This is a genomic window from Flavobacteriales bacterium, from assembly GCA_016712535.1.
Classification (GTDB): Bacteria; Bacteroidota; Bacteroidia; order Flavobacteriales_F; family PHOS-HE28; genus PHOS-HE28.
The window spans coordinates 1938951-1956534 of record JADJQW010000002.1 but is presented as its reverse complement, the minus strand read 5'-3'; the positions used below and the strand labels follow the sequence as shown (position 1 = coordinate 1956534).

Sequence of the window (17584 nt, the reverse complement as noted above, 5' to 3'; positions counted from 1 at the left end):
TCATTCATCGTGAGTTGAATTTCATCTCTGCAGGGTCTTCGCCGAAAGTAACCATTCCCCTGCCTCCGATGGGTCTCGCCGCGTAAGGCAAGCGGGCGGGCGGGGCGGACCCTGCGGCACCGTCCTCTTCGAATGCAGGGTTCACCATGGCGCTCCTATGCCACCGATGCAGCCGTGCTCCTCTTTCGCCTGCACCGGCGCTCTGCGGATGCGACCTGCGAGCATGCTGAGCTTGGTCATCCAAGAACCACCGGGCCACGCCGCCCACGCGCCAAGCGTCCATCTTCCACCACGCGCGGCGCTACATTCGGCCGGGCATGATGCAGGTGCGCAACGGACTCCTCTCTTTCCTCGCAGCGATCGCGGCGGTCGCCTGTTCCGGTCAGGCCCGCTTCATCGAGAACAAGGGGCAATGGCCCGATGCCGTCCGCTACAGGGCCGAGCTCGATGGCGTGGTGCTCTGGGCGCAGGACGATGCCGTGCTCTTCGACCTATTCGACGCCAAGGCCCTGCACGATGCTCATGCCAATGTGAAGGACCCGCTGCCGGAGACGCTGCGTCACCACGCCGTGTGTATGCGCTTCGTGAGCGCCACAGCCGGAGGCAGGGCCGATGCCGCGCAAAGGCTCACGGGCCTCCACAGCTATTTCCTGGGCCGCGATCCGAAACGATGGGCGGGCGGTGCGCGCGCCTTCGCCGAAATGAGCCTGAGGGCGATAGCACCCGGTTGCGATGCCGTGTTCCGCGCAGGGCGCAGCGGCGCGAAGTACGATCTGGTGGTCGCCCCGGGCGCTGATCCCGCGGCCATCCGCATCGCCTTCGAGGGCGCCGACAAGGTGGAGCTGCGCGGCGCGGCGCTCGTGGTGCACACCTCGCTCGGCAGGCTCACGGAGCGCATCCCCATCGCCTACCAGGAGATCGATGGCGAACGGCGAACGGTGCATTGCCGCTACACGCTGCGTGATGGGATCGTCGGCTTCAAGCCCGGCGACTACGACAAGCGCCACCCCCTCATCATCGACCCCACCTTGCGCTTCGCCACCTACTCGGGGTCCTTCAGCAACAACTTCGGCTACACGGCCAGCTTCGATCAGCTCGGCTTCCTTTATGCCGGCAGCACGGCTTTCGGCAACCAGTTCCCCGTGACCACCGGCGCCTATCAGACGCAATGGGCCGGCGGTGCGGGCCAGCAGAACGGCGGCACCGACATCGCGATCACCAAGTACGACACCACGGGCACCTTCCTCGTGTGGAGCACCTACCTCGGCGGCAACGGCGATGAGATGCCGCACAGCCTGTTCGTTGATGGCAACGATCAGCTCGTCGTGCTCGGAACAACCGGCTCCACGGATTTCCCCACGCCGGCCACCACCTACGACAACAGCTTCGGCGGCGGCAGCGCCGTGACCCCTGCAGGCCTGGGCATCTCATACCCGAACGGCAGCGACATGGTGGTGGCGCGCCTCAGCGCCGATGGCAGCGCGCTGATCGGCAGCACCTACCTCGGCGGCGCCGCGAACGATGGCCTCAATACCGCCACCGGACTGAAATTCAACTACGCGGATGAGGTCCGCGGCGAAGTGCTCCTCGACCCCCAGGGCCGCGTGTGGGTGGTGAGCTGCACGCAGACCCAGAACATGCCCACCACCGCCGGTTCAGCGCAGGGCGCCTTCGGCGGCGGCAGCCACGATGGCTATGTGGCGCGCTTCAATCCGCAGCTCACGCAATTGCAGTTCGGCAGCTACCTCGGCGGCAGCGGAGCCGATGCGTGCTACAACGGCGACCTCGACGCGCAAGGCCGCTTGTATGTGTGCGGCGGAACGGTGAGCAGCGATCTGCCGGTGAGCAGCGGCGCGGTGCAGGGGGCTTTCAACGGCGGGCCTGCGGATGCCTTCGCGGCACGCTTCAGTGCCGATGGCGGCATCATCGAACGGCTCACCTACTGGGGAAGCAGCGGGTATGATCAAGCCTATTTCATCGAGCTGGACCAGCCCGGCAATGCCTTCCTCTTCGGGCAAACCAACGCGCCCAACGGTCAGCTGATCCAGAATGCGCCGTACAACATTCCCGGCGGCGGGCAATTCATCACCAAGCTCGATCCCAATCTGAGCAATGTGCTGCTGAGCTCTCGCGTGGGCGCAGGCGATGGCACGCCGGACATCTCGCCCACGGCCTTCCTCGTGGATGTCTGCGACAAGATCTACACGAGCGGGTGGGGCAGCAGCGCGGGCGGACTGGGCGGCGGCCTCACCACCACGGGCCTGCCCGTCACCGCCGATGCGCACCAAGGCACCACGGCCGGCCACGACCTCTACCTCGCGGTTTTCGACATCGACATGACCGCGCTCGACTACGCCACATACTACGGCGGTGCGCAGAGCCCCGAGCATGTCGATGGCGGCACAAGCCGCTTCGACCGGCGCGGGCGCGTGTACCAGAGCGTGTGCGCCGGCTGCCAGAACAACGACGATTTCCCCACTACGCCAGGGGCCTGGAGCGCCACCAACAACAGCAGCGGCTGCAACAACGGCGTCCTCAAGTTCGATTTCGATGCACCGCTCACCATCGCGGCCTTCCTCGCCCCCGATACCGTGTGCGCGCCCTTGAGCGTCGCCTTCACCAACCTGAGCAGCGGCGCCACGAGCTACCTGTGGGATTTCGGCGACAGCCAGACCTCCACGGCGTTCAGCCCCACGCACAGCTATGCGCAGCCTGGCACCTACACCGTGACCCTCACGGCCACGAGTCCCGTTACCTGCAACGGTCAGGACGTCACCACGCGCACGGTGACCATCGCCGCCGCGGGCCCATCGCTGCAGGCCATGAACGACACGCTCATCTGCGGGCCGATCGCTTCATTCGATCTCATCGCCACCAGCTTCGGCACGGCGAACACCTGGCATTGGAGCAGCAACGCGCAGTTCACTGACATCCTGAACAGCACCTTCTCAGACAGCACCGGCACCGTTGCGCCCGCCGTGAGCGGCACCTATCACATCCGCGTGAGCAATGGCTCCATCTGTACCGCGCGCGACAGTGTGCAGGTCACCATTTCACTCGGAGCCATCGCCGTGAGCGGTGAGCAAGGGATCTGCGCGGGCGATACCGCCGTGCTCACGGTGAGCGGCGCCGACCCCGGCTCCAGCATCGCTTGGTCACCTGCAGAGGACATCATCAACGGGCAAGGCACCGCATCGGCCCTTGTCGCGCCGGTGGAAGCGACCACCTACGGCGTTAGCGTGAGCTCTCCGCTCGGCTGTTCGTGGTCTGGCACCGTCACCGTGAATGTCTCGCCGCTCTTCGGGAACACGGTAACCGCAACGGCGGATCAAACGCTCGTGCTTCCGGGCACCACCGTGCAATTGCTGGCCACTCCGAGCGCGGGCGTGACCTATTCATGGCAGCCCGCCGGCGCTGTGAGCGATCCCGCCATCGCGAACCCCACAGCGGTCATTCAGCAGACCACCACCTTCACCGCCACCGTGAGCGATGGCACCTGCACGCGCTCCATTCCGGTCACCGTCAGGGTGTACGAATTGCGCTGCGAGGAGCCGGACATCTTCGTGCCGAACACCTTCACGCCCAACGGCGATGGCGCGAACGACGTGCTCTTCGTGCGCGGCCGCCACATCGAACGCATGGAATTCAAGGTCTTCGACCGCTGGGGCGAGAAGGTCTTCGAGAGCACGGATCCCTCCTTCGGCTGGAACGGCGAGTACAAGGGAAAGCTGGTGGATCCGGCCGTCTTCGTGTACCACCTGAAGGTCTGGTGCATCGATGGTCAGGAGTACTTCACGAAGGGCAATGTGACCGTGGTGCGATGAAACGCGCGAGTGGTGAGTACCAAGTGGTGAGTGGTGAGTGGGGCGCAGCTTCTGTGCTGGGTGCGCCCCACTCACCACTCACCACTCACCACTCGCAGAGCGCTTGGATCGTATTGCTCTTCTCGTTGCTGATGACAGCGCAGAACACGTCCGCCCAGGACATCCACTTCTCGCAGTTCTTCAACGTGCCCATGGGATTGAATCCCGGGGCGATCGGGCAGTTCGATGGTGACTACCGCGCGCATGGCGTCTTCCGTCAGCAATGGCGATCGGTCACGGTGCCCTACCGCACCTTCGGGCTGGGTGGTGATGCGCGCGACTTCAATGGCGTCAAGGGCCTTGGCCTCGGTGCCTGGCTCTTCAACGACCGCGCGGGCGACAGCCGCATGAACCAATTCCACTTCAGCCTCGGCGGCAGCTGGACCGAGACCCTCGATGCGCGCGATCGCCACTCGCTCACGGTCGGCGCGCAGTTCGGCCTCACCTCGCTCACCATCGACAACAGCGGTCTGAGCTTCGACGCGCAGTACAACGGCTTCACCTACGATCCCAGCCGCGACAACGGCGAGGACTTCCAGCGCTATGGGCTGCTGCACGAGGATATCCATGCCGGCATCGTCTATCGCTTCGTCCACTCGCCGCGCAACTGGCTGCAAGCGGGCTTCGGACTCTACAACCTCACCAAGCCCGGCGTCGGCTTCCTCAACGAGCCCAGCATCCCGCTCGACCGCCGCGCGGACCTGCACGCCCTCCTTTCCGTTCGTGTGCATGACGACATCGACGTGCTGCCTGCGATCCGGTGGATGGCGCAGGGCACCTTCCGCGAATTCGACCTCGGCGCCAATGCGCGGTACATCCTGCTCGAGCGCTACGGCCTGAAGCGCGCCCTCCTTGCAGGCGTTCACCTGCGCGCACGCGACGCCGGCTTCATCTTCGCCGGCCTGGAGCGCGACGACTGGACCTTCGGCATGAGCTACGACATCAACACCAGCGACCTGGTGCCCGCCAGCCGGAACCGCGGCGCCATCGAGTTCACGGCGATCCGCATCTGGAAGAAACGTCCGCCGGTGCCGGTGCGCTTCAAGGCTTGTCCCGAGCAATTGTGATGAACCACTGATGCGCGGCGCCGATTGAACCACGGATGGACACCGATGAACGCGGATAGGACTTTGGCAAACAGCGTGATGAAGAGATCATTGGCCTGCATCGTCCTACTCTGTGCAGCTATCCGCGTGGATGCGCAGAGCATCGAGCAATGGACGAAATGGGGCGATGCCGCCATGGCGCGCGGCGAGCATTACGGCGCCACACGCTTCTACGACGGAGCGCTCGCGATCGACGGCGGACGCATGGGCCTGCAATGGAAGCAAGCGGAAGCGTGCCGATTGAGCCACCAGTACGACCGCGCCGCCGCCTTCTATGAGCGCGTGCAGAAGAAGGACCAGGGCCGCACCTACAAGGACGCGCTGCACTGGCTCGGCGAGATGCAACTGAGCATGGGCGACTACGAAGCCGCCGAGCGCACCTGGAACAAGGTGCTGCAGAAGGAGAAGGATAAATCCTCAGTGCTCGCCAAGCGCGCCGAGAATGCGCTCATCGGTTGCGGGCTGTCCCGCACCTTGAGGCCGGACAGCCTGATCGCATTGGAGCACCTGCCGCAGCCCGTGAATACCTACGACAGTGAATTCGGGGCGCGCATCGGCCCGGATTCCGCGCTGCACTTCGCCAGCCTGCGCGGCCAGCTGAACAAGAAGGGTGAAGTGGAGGACACCGCCGCGTACCGCACCGTGATCATGCGCAACGGCTCGAAAGGGCCGGAGCCCTTGTCGGGTTCGGTGAACGGCCCGGGCGAGAACGCGAACATCGCCTGGAGCCGCGATGGGCAATGGGTCCTCTTCACGCGCTGCGAAGCCCGATGCCGCATCCACATCGCACGAATCGATTCTTCAGGACGCATCGGCGAAGCAAGCGTGCTGCCCGGCATCGGTGACGAGGTGAGCAGCACGCAGCCCATGATCGCGTGGTGGGATGAGCGCGAGATGCTGCTCTTCGCCAGCGATCGGGCAGGTGGCGCGGGCGGATGGGACATCTGGATGGCCGAGTTCCACGACGGAAGCGTGAGAAACCTGTCAGCGCTGGATCGATTCGTGAATTCGCCAGGCAACGAGCGCTGCCCTTGGTACGATGAGGCCGCGCGCACGCTCTGGTTCAGCAGTGATTTCCATCCCGGCCTCGGCGGCTACGACATCTTCCGCAGCACCTGGGGCGCCGATGTGTTCAGCCATCCGATCCATGCCGGCCTGCCGATCAACAGCCCGGCCAACGACCTCTATCCCGCCAACTACCGAACTCTCGGTGAATTCTGGCTCACCAGCAACCGCAAGGGATCCTTCGCCAACAAGGGCGAGACCTGCTGCAACGACCTCTATCGTTTCCGCCTGCCTGCGGAGCGCGAGCCATCGGATACGCCAATAGCGCTAGAAGTGAACGCCGACCCTGAACCGGAATCGCCGGCGGAGAAGCTCATCTCCTTCGCGCGCGCCTTCCCGGTGAAGCTGTACTTCCACAACGACGATCCGGAGCCGCGCTCCTGGGCCACCACCACCGAACAGACCTACGATGCTTGTTATGCGCGCTACAAGGAGTTGATGGCTGAGTACGAGCTTCAGTCCGCGGATTCCGCAGGCGTGCAGCGCTTCTATGCAGAGGAAGTCGATGGCGGGTGGCGCGCGCTGGCCGAGTTGGAAGGCATCATCTACCCCGTGCTGGAGGAAGGCCGCAGCATCACGCTCGAAGTGCGCGGCCACGCCAGCCCGCTGGCACGAACCGACTACAACCGGAACCTGAGCATGCGCCGCATCGAGAGCCTGCGCAACCACCTGCGCGCGGTGGATGGCGGCCGATTCATCCCTTATCTCGAAGGTTCGGCAGCCAATGGTGCACGGCTTACGGTGAAGGAGCTGCCCTTCGGCGAGGAGCGCTCGGCCACGGGCGTGAGCGACGACCTCCGCGATACGCGGCGAAGCGTCCACAGCGTGGCCGCAATGGCCGAGCGCCGCATCGAAGTGGTGGGCATCGGCATGGAGACGCGCACGGCGACGAACATGGGCGTGCGGATCGCGAAGCACGTGGGCATGCTGCGGCAGGATGAAGTGCGCACGGTGCCCTACACGCTGGTGAACACCGGATCAACGCCCATGAAGCTGCTGAGGGCCGATGCCGATTGCGGATGCACGACCGCCGAACTGCCCGATCGGACGCTGGCGCCCGGCGATAGCGCCGTTGTGGAGGTCACGTTCAATGGCCGGGCGATCATCGGCCCGCTGCTGCGCCTCGTGTACGTGGAGACCGACGGCGACCCTTTCCGCTTCGAACTGGTGCTGGAAGGCGTGGTGGAGTGAGGCCGGCCGTCTCTCTGCTACTTTTGGAACATGCGCAACATCCTGTTCATCCCCATGCTCCTCGCAACCGTCGCGCGCGCACAGGATTGCAGCATCCCTTTCACTGAGCCGCTCTTCGGCGTGCAAGTGGAGAGCGATATCTGGTACGGCAATGCCACGCGCTTCAACGGCGGCACCGACAGCCTTCGCCTCAATCTGTACAAGCCCGTCGGCGATGGGCAGACCGATCGCCCGCTGGTGGTGCTCATCCACGGGGGCGGACTGATCGAAGGGCACCGCAACGACTTCAATGCGCTCTGCGATCAACTGGCCTCCTACGGCTACGCGGCGGCTACCATCAGCTATCGGTTGGGCTACTACGGCAACGGCATCCTCGAAGCGCCCTATGCCTACGATCCGAATGAATTCCGCCGCGCTGCTTATCGCGCCATGCAAGACGCCAAAGGCGCCATCCGCTTCCTGAAAGGACGCAGCGCGCTCGATAGCACCAGCACCACCAGCGTGATCCTGCTCGGTGCCAGCGCGGGCGCGATCACCGCCATGCACGCCGCGTACTTGGACCAACCCGGTGAGAAGCCCGCGAGCTGCAGCACCATCGGTCAAGTGCAGCACTTCTTCAACTTCTTCCCGCGCCCGGATCTGGGCGGCGTGGAAGGCGACCTGAACCTGAACGGGCACAGTGCGAGCGTGCTCGGCGCAGTGAATCTCTTCGGAGCGGTGCTCGACACGGCATTCATCGGTTCGACGCAGGATCCAGCGCTCTTCTCCTACCACCAGACCGGAGATCCCGTCGTGGGATGCAGCATGCAACAGCCCTATTGGGGCATCGGCTTGGGCATGCCCGATCAGCAGCCATGGCTCCAGGGATCATGCACCATTGATCTCCGGATGCAGCACCTAGGATTCTCTGCGGACCGCTATCACTTCCACCTGCACACCGGCAACGAGCACACGGTGCATGACCCGGTCGCGGTGCTCGCGGAAGCCGCATCGTGGATGCGTGACCTTTTCTGCTTCCCGACATCCATCACCGCAGTGGATTCCTTCGATGCCTTCAGCATTCATCCGAATCCAGCGCATGGCGTTGCCTGGATCACGATGCCGCTTGGAACAGCGGGGGAATTGGAGCTGTTGGATCCGCTTGGCCGGTTGGTCTCAAGCACCTCCCTGACTGCCCGGCTCACCGAATTGGACCTGCGTTCATTGGCCTCTGGCACCTACCTGGCCCGATTGCGGCACCACGGCGGCGCGCGCACGTTCCGATTGGTCCTTGATTGAGCACCGAAGCATATGGGCGGGAACTGCTGTTCACGCAGCTCCCGCCCTCACGCATTCATCACAATGCCATCACCATCGCCTCGAATTCGCTGAGCGTTGTCGACGAGAAGGTGATCGCCTAGTTCAAGCCCAAAGCGGCCATCGCATCGGTCACCGAACTGGAATAAACACCTCCGATGTTCGATAGCGCGATGATCTTGATGTTCAATCCGACCGGGACCGTGTAGTAACCGCCCAGGCTGAACACATTGCTGTTCGATGCCGGCATGCACGCGATTGAGTTCTGGTCCGGGAACACCAGCCACATCAGCGTGTTCGAATCATCGTGGCCGTCAGGACAGGTCACTTGCAGGGTGGTCTGTGCACCTATGCCCATGAACGCATCGACATTCACCCAGCCCAGCGAATCATTCGGGAATCCATAGCCTGTGCTGTCCTGCCCCAGCGGAAGGGTGTTATCGAACGGATTCCAGACGATCGTGCCGTCGGAGGCCAGGACACCGCTGAAGAGCGACATGGTCGGATCCGTCCCGTTGGGCGCGGGGACATAGACCTGGCCGGCATTCTCAGCGAGCTTCAGCGGCTCACCGCCTTGGGTGGCATTCAGATAGTACTGGCCACCGCTCCGCAGCAGCGCCAATTGCCCGTTGTCATTGCCCAGGGTCTGCTTATTCAACCAGAGCATCTGCCCAAGGGTCAAGGCCTCTACCAGTTCCACCTGCACCATGCCTGACACCACGCTGCCGGAAACGGTACGGAAGGCATTCGGCGCGAAATAGATGCCGGTACCCGAAGAACCGTTGATATACCCGCCGGCCGATGCCGGAACCGTGAAGGTCTGTTTGGCGTCATCCACATGTCCATGAAAGAGCGCCCTCATCGCATTCACCGCAGGAGCACTCGGCGTTGGCGACGGTGCGCCGGGCTCATCCTTCTTACAGCCGACCAGGGCGATTGCGGCCACAAGCAGGGCCGTTGCGAATTGCTGCGTTCTCATCGTGGTTGTGTTTTGCGAAAGGATCATTCCCTTCGTGCATACTACACGATCACCGCGGCCGCTCGGTTGGGTGGCCCTGCGGTTCCCGAGTGGATCCGGGATCAGGCATTGCCGCGCGGACGCGCGCAGAGAGCCAGTCCCGCGAAGGTGAGCGCACCATTCACCAGCAGCAGCTCGAAGCCGAAGCTGTAGCCTCCGAAGAGCTCCTTGCTATAGAGGTCGAGCAAGTACGTGATCACAGGAGAGAGCACGGCCACCAGAGGCACCCACGCATCGCGCACCGCGAAGCGCGTCATCATCCCGAAGGCGAAGAGCCCGAGCAGCGGCCCGTACGTGTAGCCCGCCACCTTGAACACGGTCTTGATCACGCTATCGTCGTTCAGTGCCTTGAAGAGCAGGATGAGCACCACCATCACAGCGCTCATGATCAGGTGAACGCGGCGGCGCAGGGCCAGGCGCTGCTCCTCCGGCCGCTTGTCGATCTCCAGCACATCCACGCATACGCTGGTGGTGAGGGCCGTGAGCGCGCTGTCGGCGCTGGAGTATGCCGCGGCGATCAGGCCGAGGATGAAGAGCAGGCCCGCTGCAATGGGCAAGGTGCCGCCCGTGGCGATCATCGGATAAATCTGATCGGCCTTCGCGGGCAGCGCGATCCCGAAGCGATCGGCATACAGGAAGAGCATGGCCCCGAGGGTGAGGAAGACCAGGTTCACAACCACCAGCACCAAGCTGAAGGAGACCATGTTCTTCTGGGCTTCGCCGATGCTGCGGCAGCTCAGGTTCTTCTGCATCATGTCCTGGTCAAGGCCCGTCATGGCTATCGCGATGAACATGCCGCCGAGGAATTGCTTCCAGAAATAGGTGCCGGGCTTGGGGTCATCGAAGAAGAAGACGCGGCTCAGTTCGCTGGCATTCACCTGGGCCAATGACTCGCCGATGCCCCAGCCCATCTTATCCCCGATCAACGCCACGGTAAGCCCAACCGCCAGGAGCATGAAGAGCGTCTGCAGCGTATCCGTCCAGATGATGGTGCGCATGCCGCCCTTGTGCGTGTACAGCCAGATGAGCGCGATGGTGAGCACGGTAGTGAGCACGAACGGCACATGCAGCGCATCGAACAGCAGGTATTGCAGCACAATGGCAACCAGGTAGAGCCGCGCTGCGGAGCCCAGGCTGCGGCTGAGCAGGAAGAACCACGCGCCGGTGAGGTAGCTGCTGCGACCGAAGCGCTGGCCGAGGTAGCCGTAGATGCTGGTGAGCTGCAGGCGGTAATAAAGCGGCATGAGGACAAAGGCGATCACCGCATAGCCCGGCAGGTAGCCTAGCACCATCTGCAGGTAACTGAACTGCTCGTTGCCCACCATGCCCGGCACGCTGATGAAGGTGACCCCGCTGAGCGAGGCGCCGATCATGCCGAAGGCCACGATGTACCAAGGGCTCTTGCGCTCGCCGAGGAAGAAGGCGCTGTTGCCTGCGCCGCGCGAGGTGATCACCGAGATCGCATACAGCAGGGCGAAGTAGGCCGCGATGACCGTGCTGACGAGCCAGAGCTTCATGGGGCGAAGGTGGGCGACAGGCTCCGCACTTGAGCCGGAACAGCGGCTGATCTTCATCTAACACGCGATCGTGGAAATACGCTCCGGGCTGCGCTCCGCGTTCTTCCAATGAGCGCCATTCCTTCGCTCCATGCTCCGCAAGCTCGTCTCCCGCATCCCAGCCCGATTCCGCAACCGGTACGGCCTGGTGGCGGCATTGATGCTCGCATGGATCACCCTCTTCGCGGATAACGACATCTGGACCCTGTGGAAGAACCACCGCGCGCTCAGCTCCATGCGCGACCAGCGCGAATGGTACGATCGAGAGCTGGCCCGCACCAAAGAGCAGCTCGCCGAGATCGCCAGCGACAAGGAACTCCTGGAGAAGTTCGCCCGGGAGCGCTATTTGATGAAGCGGGACAACGAGGACATCTTCGTGCTGGTGGCGGAGAGGTGATCACCTCGAACCGCAGCACCGCTCTGGCATGGCCGTGCACAGGTCCTCGATCAAGCGTTCGGTGCGCAGCGCACGTCCATGCCCGCGGAGGTGGTACCAGCTATCGTAGAAGAGCGAGTCGGCGAAAGCGTACCGGTCCGGATCGCCGATCACCGTGAGGCCATGGGCCAGCAGCTCATCCTTCAAGCGCTGGTTCACCGCGGGGTTATAGATCGTATCGGCCATGCTGGAGAAGCCGAAGGCCACATGGGCGCCCTTGGCCTCCGCGCGATCCACCAGGTTCGCTGCAAGCTCCCAGAACGATGGGGCGATGATGAGGGTGTCATGCACATCGCGCTGCGGATCGGGCCATCCGACCTGCGGAGCGTTCAAGTGATTCACCACATCGCCGTTGGGCAGGAACCGGCGGTCGTTGTATCCGGGTGCTTTGCCATGCAGCAGCCAGTGCTCCCAATGATCGCGCAGGGTTTGCAGGTGCAGCGCGGCCAAGCTGGCGATCAATCGAGGACGTTGACGCCAAGGCACCAAGGTGAGCGCCTCAGGCCGGTAATCGACCACGGTAGCGAGCGCATCGGGCGAAGGGTCAGGCAGCTGGTAGGTGCCGCGCTCCAGGCAAACGAGGAGTAGGTCACCCTCACCCGTGGCGGCAAGCGCCTCATCGGCGATGAAGCGGAAGCCCAGCAACGCGGTGAGGCCCATGTTCGCCACCGGCATGCACAGCGCGCGCCCGAGCCGCTCACTGTCCACGCCATAGGCCAGGTTGCTGCCACCTACCAGCACGGCCTTGGGAGAGCCGATGGCACGCAGCCGGTCGTTCTTCAGGACGGTGCTGCTCATGTAGTCAGATGGCGCGGCGGGCGGCCCCCAATGCATCGCCGCCATGACCATTGCGCCGAGCACCGCTGCGAATCGCAGTGCGCGGAACGTGAAGCGCAAGGCGTCAGAAGCGGAAGTAGATGAAGGCATGTTCGGTGAAGAGCTGCATGCGCAGCCCAATGACGATGATGAGGAAAAGGTACACGGCCCAACGGAGCGCACGATGGCCGCCGATGCGTGCCAGGCCATGCTGTTCGCGCCTCGAGCGCCATTCGGTGGCGAGCATGAGCAAGGTGGGCCACCAGATGGCCCATCGCGCCCAGTCTGAGAGTTCGTGCCTGCGCAGGTTGATGTTGGCGGCGATGTGGTACAGGTGCGACGTGGCACCTTCGAGGGTCGGTGCCCGGAACAGGACCCACGCTGCCAGTACGGCCAGGAACACCAAGGCCATGCGCGGGATGTCCCGCCAAGTGGGCTCGGACCGCAGGCGCGCGCGGCGCGTGGAAAGCACCTCCGGCGCGTAATACGCGCCATGGAGCAGGCCCCATCCGATGAAGGTCCAATTGGCGCCGTGCCAGAGCCCGCTCACGCTGAACGTGATGAGGATGTTGCGCAATCTTCCGGCCTTCGCGCGAGCGCCGCCCAAGGGCAAATACACGTAATCGCGCAGCCAGCCGCTGAGGGTCATGTGCCAGCGCCGCCAGAACTCACCGATGCTCCGGCTGAAGTACGGGTAGTTGAAATTTCGGCTCAATCGGAACCCGAATAGGCGCGCGCATCCGATGGCGATGTCGCTATAGCCGCTGAAGTCGCCGTAGATCTGGAATGCGAAGCACAGCGCACCGAAGAAGAGGGTGACCCCGCTGGTAGCGCTCGCGTCCATGCCGAAGACCGCATCGGCCATGGCGCCCAAGGGATCGGCCACGGCCAACTTCTTGAAGAAGCCCCAGAGCATCTGTCGGAGCCCATCGGCGGCGAGCGCTGCATCGAAGCGTCGGGGCGCCTCGAATTGCGGCAGCAGGTCTCGCGCTCGCTCGATGGGGCCGGCCACCAGCTGCGGGAAGAACGCGACGAAGGCCCCGAACGCGATCGGGTCGCGTGTTGGCTGGAAATGCCCACGATAGACATCGATGGTATAGCTCAGCGTCTGGAAGGTGTAGAAGCTGATGCCGACAGGCAGCGCGAGCCGAAGGACCGGCAAGTGAGGATCCATGCCCATGGCCCGCAAGAGCTCGGCGGCGCTCTCCACGAAGAACCCCATGTACTTGAATGCGCACAGCAGCCCGATGTTGATGCCGATGCTCAGGACCAACCATGCCTTTCTCCGACGGGCTCCGGCATCTGCGTGAAGCCGCGCAGCGATAATGTAGTCAGCCGCTGTGCTGAGCCAGAGCAGGCCTAGGAATCGCCAATCCCACCACGCATAGAACGCCCAACTGGCCAGCAGCAGGAAGGCATTCTGCACGCGCCTTTCGCGGAACACCCACCAGTACAGCGCGAACACCGCCGGGAGGAAGACTGCGAACGCGATGGAATTGAAGAGCATGGCCGATGCGAAGAAAGGGAGTTGGGCACCAGTGGAGGCCTCACCTAATGCCTGCTGGCCATTCGGCCGTTCAGAACCTAACGGCCATGCATGCGGTTATGGCTGTGTTGTCCTGCGTGGTCCCGTGGATGCTCTCGAAGAGCGCATCCACGCCATGGAAGGTCCTTCCTTCCAGGCGCACCCATGCATCGGGCGCCACCAGCAGGTCCAGGCCCAGTGAATAGCCGAAGGCGGTCAAGCCATGCGGTGTTCCGGTTGGCACGATCACCTGGCCCGGATCGGTGTAGTACTCGATTCGGCCGGACGGGGCGAAGCGCTCTCCGATGCGCCGTTTCACGATGCAGACCGCGCCGGCCCACTCGTTCCAGGAATCACCTTCGGCCTGCTGCAGACCTGCGTCCAGGCACAGTTGAATGCCCCAAGCGCCTTTCTCCCAGGAGAACCAGAGGTTGTTGAAGATCCTGTAGAACCCCAGGCTATCCGGGGTGTCGCTTCCAGCGAAGGTGCTCCAGTTGAGCTTCACGCGGCTGCTCGGGGTCCACAGCAGCTGCGTGCCGAAGCATGGGATGTTGTTCTGGATCCGCCTGATCCGCTGCCAGCCATTCACGTGGAGCGCGGCGAGCTCGATCTTCTTTGAGATCGTCCAAGTAAGCCGGGCGCCGCTGAGGTAGTATGGTGAGTTCTCCGCGACGATGCTCCGCGTGAGGGTCCAGTTGTCGATGCCGATGGCCGACTCCATGCCGATATGCGAGGTGAAGACGCCGGCATCGAGCCAAATGGCCCTGTTCCGGCTCAGCTTGATTCCGACCCGCGCTTCGTTGATGTTCCTGAGCAGTTCAGGTTCAGCAATGAGGTTGGCCTGCGGGTAGGTGCCGGCCATCAGCCCGAAGGCCGCCCGTACGCGAGGCTTCTCGAATGTGAGATGCAGCAGGCCGAGATTGAGGTCGGTTTCGTTATGCCGATCGTACTGGTAAAGGAAAGGTGGGCGATCATCGTCCTTGCTATGCCCGAAATCATAGGCATGGTAGGCATCGACATAGCCCATGAATCGCAGGATTCCGCCCGAAAGCGAATCAGTCATCTGCGCACGCGCGGTGCAGGTCATCAGCAGCGCAGCGATCAGCAGCGCAGGGATGGGCCTATGCATCATCACGGTGCGATCAAATGCCTGCCCGGCTCCTCGAAGGCGAATTCACGCGCCTTGCCCGATCTCCGGTGGTTCACGATAACCGGCAGGATGCCGGATCCCTCGAGCGGCGCCATGGCATCGTAGGTGCAGTCGCCATAGGCATCGCGGAATTCCCAGAGCTCGATTCCCCGCTCAGGGTCAATCAGCCAGGCGCGCACTTCAATGGTATCCTGCTTCGGGTCCATGGCATGGCTCACAAGGCTCACGCAGCGCAGGCGGATTGCCTCACCGTCGGTAGGTGCCGGGCGATCAACGATCGCATGGGCCAAAGGCCCGTCGGTCTCGTTGGTCACGAGCCAATTCCCGCTCACCTGCATTTGCCGGTGGTGTATCCAATCACTCGGGGCATACAGGGACCAAGCGCCGTTCAAACGCTTAACGCCGATCCGGTCCAACCGGCCTCCGCGCTGATCGGCTGGGATCGGGGCCGGGCGCACGTTCAATTCCTCCAGCGCCCGCGCTTGCAACCGAACGTGCTTGTGCTGGGCCATGTCGCCGGGATCACTGGCCACGCGAGCGCGCCATACCGTGTCATTCCCAGCTGCTATGAAAACCGCGTGGTAGCCCGTCCTGAAATCGCGCAGCAAGAAGGTGGTGTCGTTATGCACGAAAGGCTCTTGGGCGCCGGATGGATAGGCTCCCGCCATCAGCACGGAGAACGCCCCGAAGCGCAAGATGCGCGTCAAGCCGCTCCGCATGGCTCAATGGTGATGGCCACCCTCGCCATGCACATGGCCGTGGGCCAACTCCTCTGCCGTGGCCTCACGCACATCGGTCACTTCAACGCTGAAGTGCAGTGTGACGCCGGCAAGCGGGTGGTTGCCATTGAGCACCACTTCCCCATCCTTCACCTCCAGCACGCTCCATACGCGATGGTCAGGGGTCTGGAACTGCATGCCTTCCTCTACCGTCTGACCGCCGAATTTCTCCACTGGAACGCGCTGCATCAGGCTGGGGTCCACCTCGCCATAGCCTTTGGCCGGCTCCACCTGCACGTTCATGCTGTCGCCCTTGGCCTTGCCTTCCATCTCGGCTTCCAGCCCCGGCACGATCATGCCGCTGCCGTGTATGTACGCGAAGGCATCCCGGCCCGCGCTCGTATCGAGCAAACGGCCATCGCCATCGTTTAGGGTGTAGTGGAACGAGACCACGGAGTTCTTGGCGATGCGCATGGGTGAACGAATGGGCGGCGAATGTAGCCGTGGGGCGGTTTCGGGCATATGCCTGCGGGCAGCAGAGCAATGTCCCGCGCAGCCTACTTGAACGGCCTTTCGCAAGTGCCTCAGAATCCTACATTTGCGCCCCGCCAGCGGAAGGCAATCCGCCAAGGCCAGCAGCAATGAGCAAGAAGACCATCGAAGCGGCGCAGAGCCAAGACATCGACCTCGGGCAGGTGTACACCCGGACCGAACTCATCCTGGAGAAGAACAAGAAGCCGATCACGTATGGGGCGATCGGCTTGCTGGTCGTGGTCGCCGCGATCCTCGGGTACAAGAAGCTCTATGCAGAGCCGCGCGCCACGGAGGCTGCGGAGCTGATCTGGAAGGCCCAGTACTACTTCGAGATCGATTCACTCAACAAAGCGCTGAACGGCGACGAGATCTACCCCGGCTTCATCAGCATCGCATCGGATTACGGCGACACGCCGAGCGGGAAGCTGGCGCATTACTACCTCGGTTCCATCTACATGCAGCAGGAGCAGTACCAGATGGCGCTCGATAGCTACAAGGAGGCCGATTTGGATGACGACGTCCTGCGCGTGATGGCCGTGGGCAACCAGGGTGATGCACTCGTGGAACTCGGCCAGGCCGCCGATGCCGTGAAGCTCTTCGAGAAGGCCGCTGGCATGGTGCGGAGCGACTTCACCACGCCGATGTACTTGATGAAGGCTGGCATCCTGCACCAACAGGCCGGCAGCTGGAAGGATGCCCGCAAGGCCTTCGAGCGAATCGCCAAGGAATTCCCGACCAGCAACGAGGCCAGCCAGGCACGCAAGTATGCCGGGCTGGCTGAGGCCATGGGCGGCTAGTCAAGCGCCATGTCCACGGCGGAGAAGCACCTCTCGCATTACGACCCGGCCGGCGTCCCCAGTGGCGCCGGTCGCCGTTTCGCCTTGGTGGTGAGCGAATGGAATGAAGAGGTGACCGATGCGCTGCGGAAGGGTGCCCGTGAGACGCTGATGAAGCATGGCGTGGCCGAAAGCGACATCGTGGAGCGCTGGGTGCCCGGAAGCTTCGAGTTGGCGGCCGGAGCGCAATTCCTGCTTGAGCGCGGCGGGCTGCATGGCGTGATCTGCCTGGGCAGCATCGTGCGCGGCGAGACCCCCCACTTCGATTATGTGTGCCAGGGCACCACCCAAGGCATCATGGCCGTGGGCCTCAAGTTCAGCGTGCCGGTGATCTTCGGGGTGCTCACGGACGACACCCTGCAGCAGGCCCGAGACCGCAGCGGCGGCAAGCATGGCAATAAGGGCGTCGATTGCGCGGTGGCTGTCCTGAAGATGGCCGCGCTGAAGTCCGAGGGCTGAAGCCCCTGGGTCCC

General features: G+C 63.5%; 14 protein-coding genes. 7 read left to right on the top strand and 7 right to left on the bottom strand.

Annotated features, from left to right (window positions below; genetic code table 11):
* The first annotated feature begins 317 nt into the window (after positions 1 to 317).
* The 4 genes from IPK70_08015 (at position 318) to IPK70_08000 (ending at position 8503) form a co-directional block, all read left to right on the top strand.
* Positions 318 to 3824, top strand: a complete 3507-nt coding sequence (locus IPK70_08015) for a gliding motility-associated C-terminal domain-containing protein (GenBank protein MBK8227108.1) — start codon at positions 318 to 320, stop codon at positions 3822 to 3824.
* On the top strand, positions 3821 to 4930 hold the full coding sequence (locus IPK70_08010; protein MBK8227107.1) for a PorP/SprF family type IX secretion system membrane protein: 1110 nt from the start codon (positions 3821 to 3823) through the stop codon (positions 4928 to 4930). Before IPK70_08015 ends, IPK70_08010 begins: the two co-directional genes overlap by 4 nt.
* A 78-nt stretch (positions 4931 to 5008) precedes the next feature.
* Positions 5009 to 7225, top strand: coding sequence for a DUF1573 domain-containing protein (locus IPK70_08005; protein ID MBK8227106.1), 2217 nt, complete (start codon positions 5009 to 5011; stop codon positions 7223 to 7225).
* A gap of 30 nt (positions 7226 to 7255) precedes the next feature.
* The gene (locus tag IPK70_08000; GenBank protein MBK8227105.1) at positions 7256 to 8503 is read left to right on the top strand and encodes a carboxylesterase family protein; all 1248 of its coding nucleotides are present in this window, start codon (positions 7256 to 7258) and stop codon (positions 8501 to 8503) included.
* A 118-nt stretch (positions 8504 to 8621) separates the two neighbouring features.
* Here IPK70_08000 and IPK70_07995 read toward each other — a convergent pair whose 3' ends face one another.
* Together IPK70_07995 and IPK70_07990 are read right to left on the bottom strand one after the other, a co-directional pair.
* Complete coding sequence (locus IPK70_07995) at positions 8622 to 9500, bottom strand: hypothetical protein (GenBank protein ID MBK8227104.1); 879 nt, start codon at positions 9498 to 9500, stop codon at positions 8622 to 8624.
* A 101-nt stretch (positions 9501 to 9601) separates the two neighbouring features.
* Positions 9602 to 11056 (bottom strand): sodium:solute symporter, encoded by a 1455-nt coding sequence (locus tag IPK70_07990; GenBank protein ID MBK8227103.1) that lies wholly within the window; start codon positions 11054 to 11056, stop codon positions 9602 to 9604.
* A gap of 130 nt (positions 11057 to 11186) precedes the next feature.
* On the opposite strand from IPK70_07990, the gene IPK70_07985 reads away from it, so the two are divergent.
* The gene (locus tag IPK70_07985) at positions 11187 to 11492 is read left to right on the top strand and encodes a septum formation initiator family protein (GenBank protein MBK8227102.1); all 306 of its coding nucleotides are present in this window, start codon (positions 11187 to 11189) and stop codon (positions 11490 to 11492) included.
* Here IPK70_07985 and IPK70_07980 read toward each other — a convergent pair whose 3' ends face one another.
* The 5 genes from IPK70_07980 to IPK70_07960 form a co-directional block, all read right to left on the bottom strand.
* Positions 11493 to 12428, bottom strand: coding sequence for a hypothetical protein (locus IPK70_07980; protein MBK8227101.1), 936 nt, complete (start codon positions 12426 to 12428; stop codon positions 11493 to 11495).
* 4 nt (positions 12429 to 12432) lie between these two features.
* The gene (locus tag IPK70_07975; GenBank protein MBK8227100.1) at positions 12433 to 13854 is read right to left on the bottom strand and encodes an MBOAT family protein; all 1422 of its coding nucleotides are present in this window, start codon (positions 13852 to 13854) and stop codon (positions 12433 to 12435) included.
* 70 nt (positions 13855 to 13924) lie between these two features.
* Positions 13925 to 15004, bottom strand: coding sequence for a porin (locus IPK70_07970; GenBank protein ID MBK8227099.1), 1080 nt, complete (start codon positions 15002 to 15004; stop codon positions 13925 to 13927).
* Positions 15004 to 15741: a hypothetical protein gene (locus IPK70_07965; GenBank protein MBK8227098.1), complete on the bottom strand. Its 738-nt coding sequence runs from the start codon at positions 15739 to 15741 to the stop codon at positions 15004 to 15006. Before IPK70_07965 ends, IPK70_07970 begins: the two co-directional genes overlap by 1 nt.
* Positions 15742 to 15744: 3 nt before the next feature.
* Positions 15745 to 16215, bottom strand: coding sequence for a peptidylprolyl isomerase (locus IPK70_07960; protein MBK8227097.1), 471 nt, complete (start codon positions 16213 to 16215; stop codon positions 15745 to 15747).
* Positions 16216 to 16382: 167 nt separating this feature from the next.
* Between IPK70_07960 and IPK70_07955 the strand changes: the two genes are divergently transcribed.
* Together IPK70_07955 and IPK70_07950 are read left to right on the top strand one after the other, a co-directional pair.
* Complete coding sequence (locus tag IPK70_07955) at positions 16383 to 17072, top strand: tetratricopeptide repeat protein (protein MBK8227096.1); 690 nt, start codon at positions 16383 to 16385, stop codon at positions 17070 to 17072.
* 9 nt (positions 17073 to 17081) lie between these two features.
* Positions 17082 to 17570 (top strand): 6,7-dimethyl-8-ribityllumazine synthase, encoded by a 489-nt coding sequence (locus tag IPK70_07950; protein ID MBK8227095.1) that lies wholly within the window; start codon positions 17082 to 17084, stop codon positions 17568 to 17570.
* The last annotated feature ends 14 nt before the right edge of the window (positions 17571 to 17584 follow it).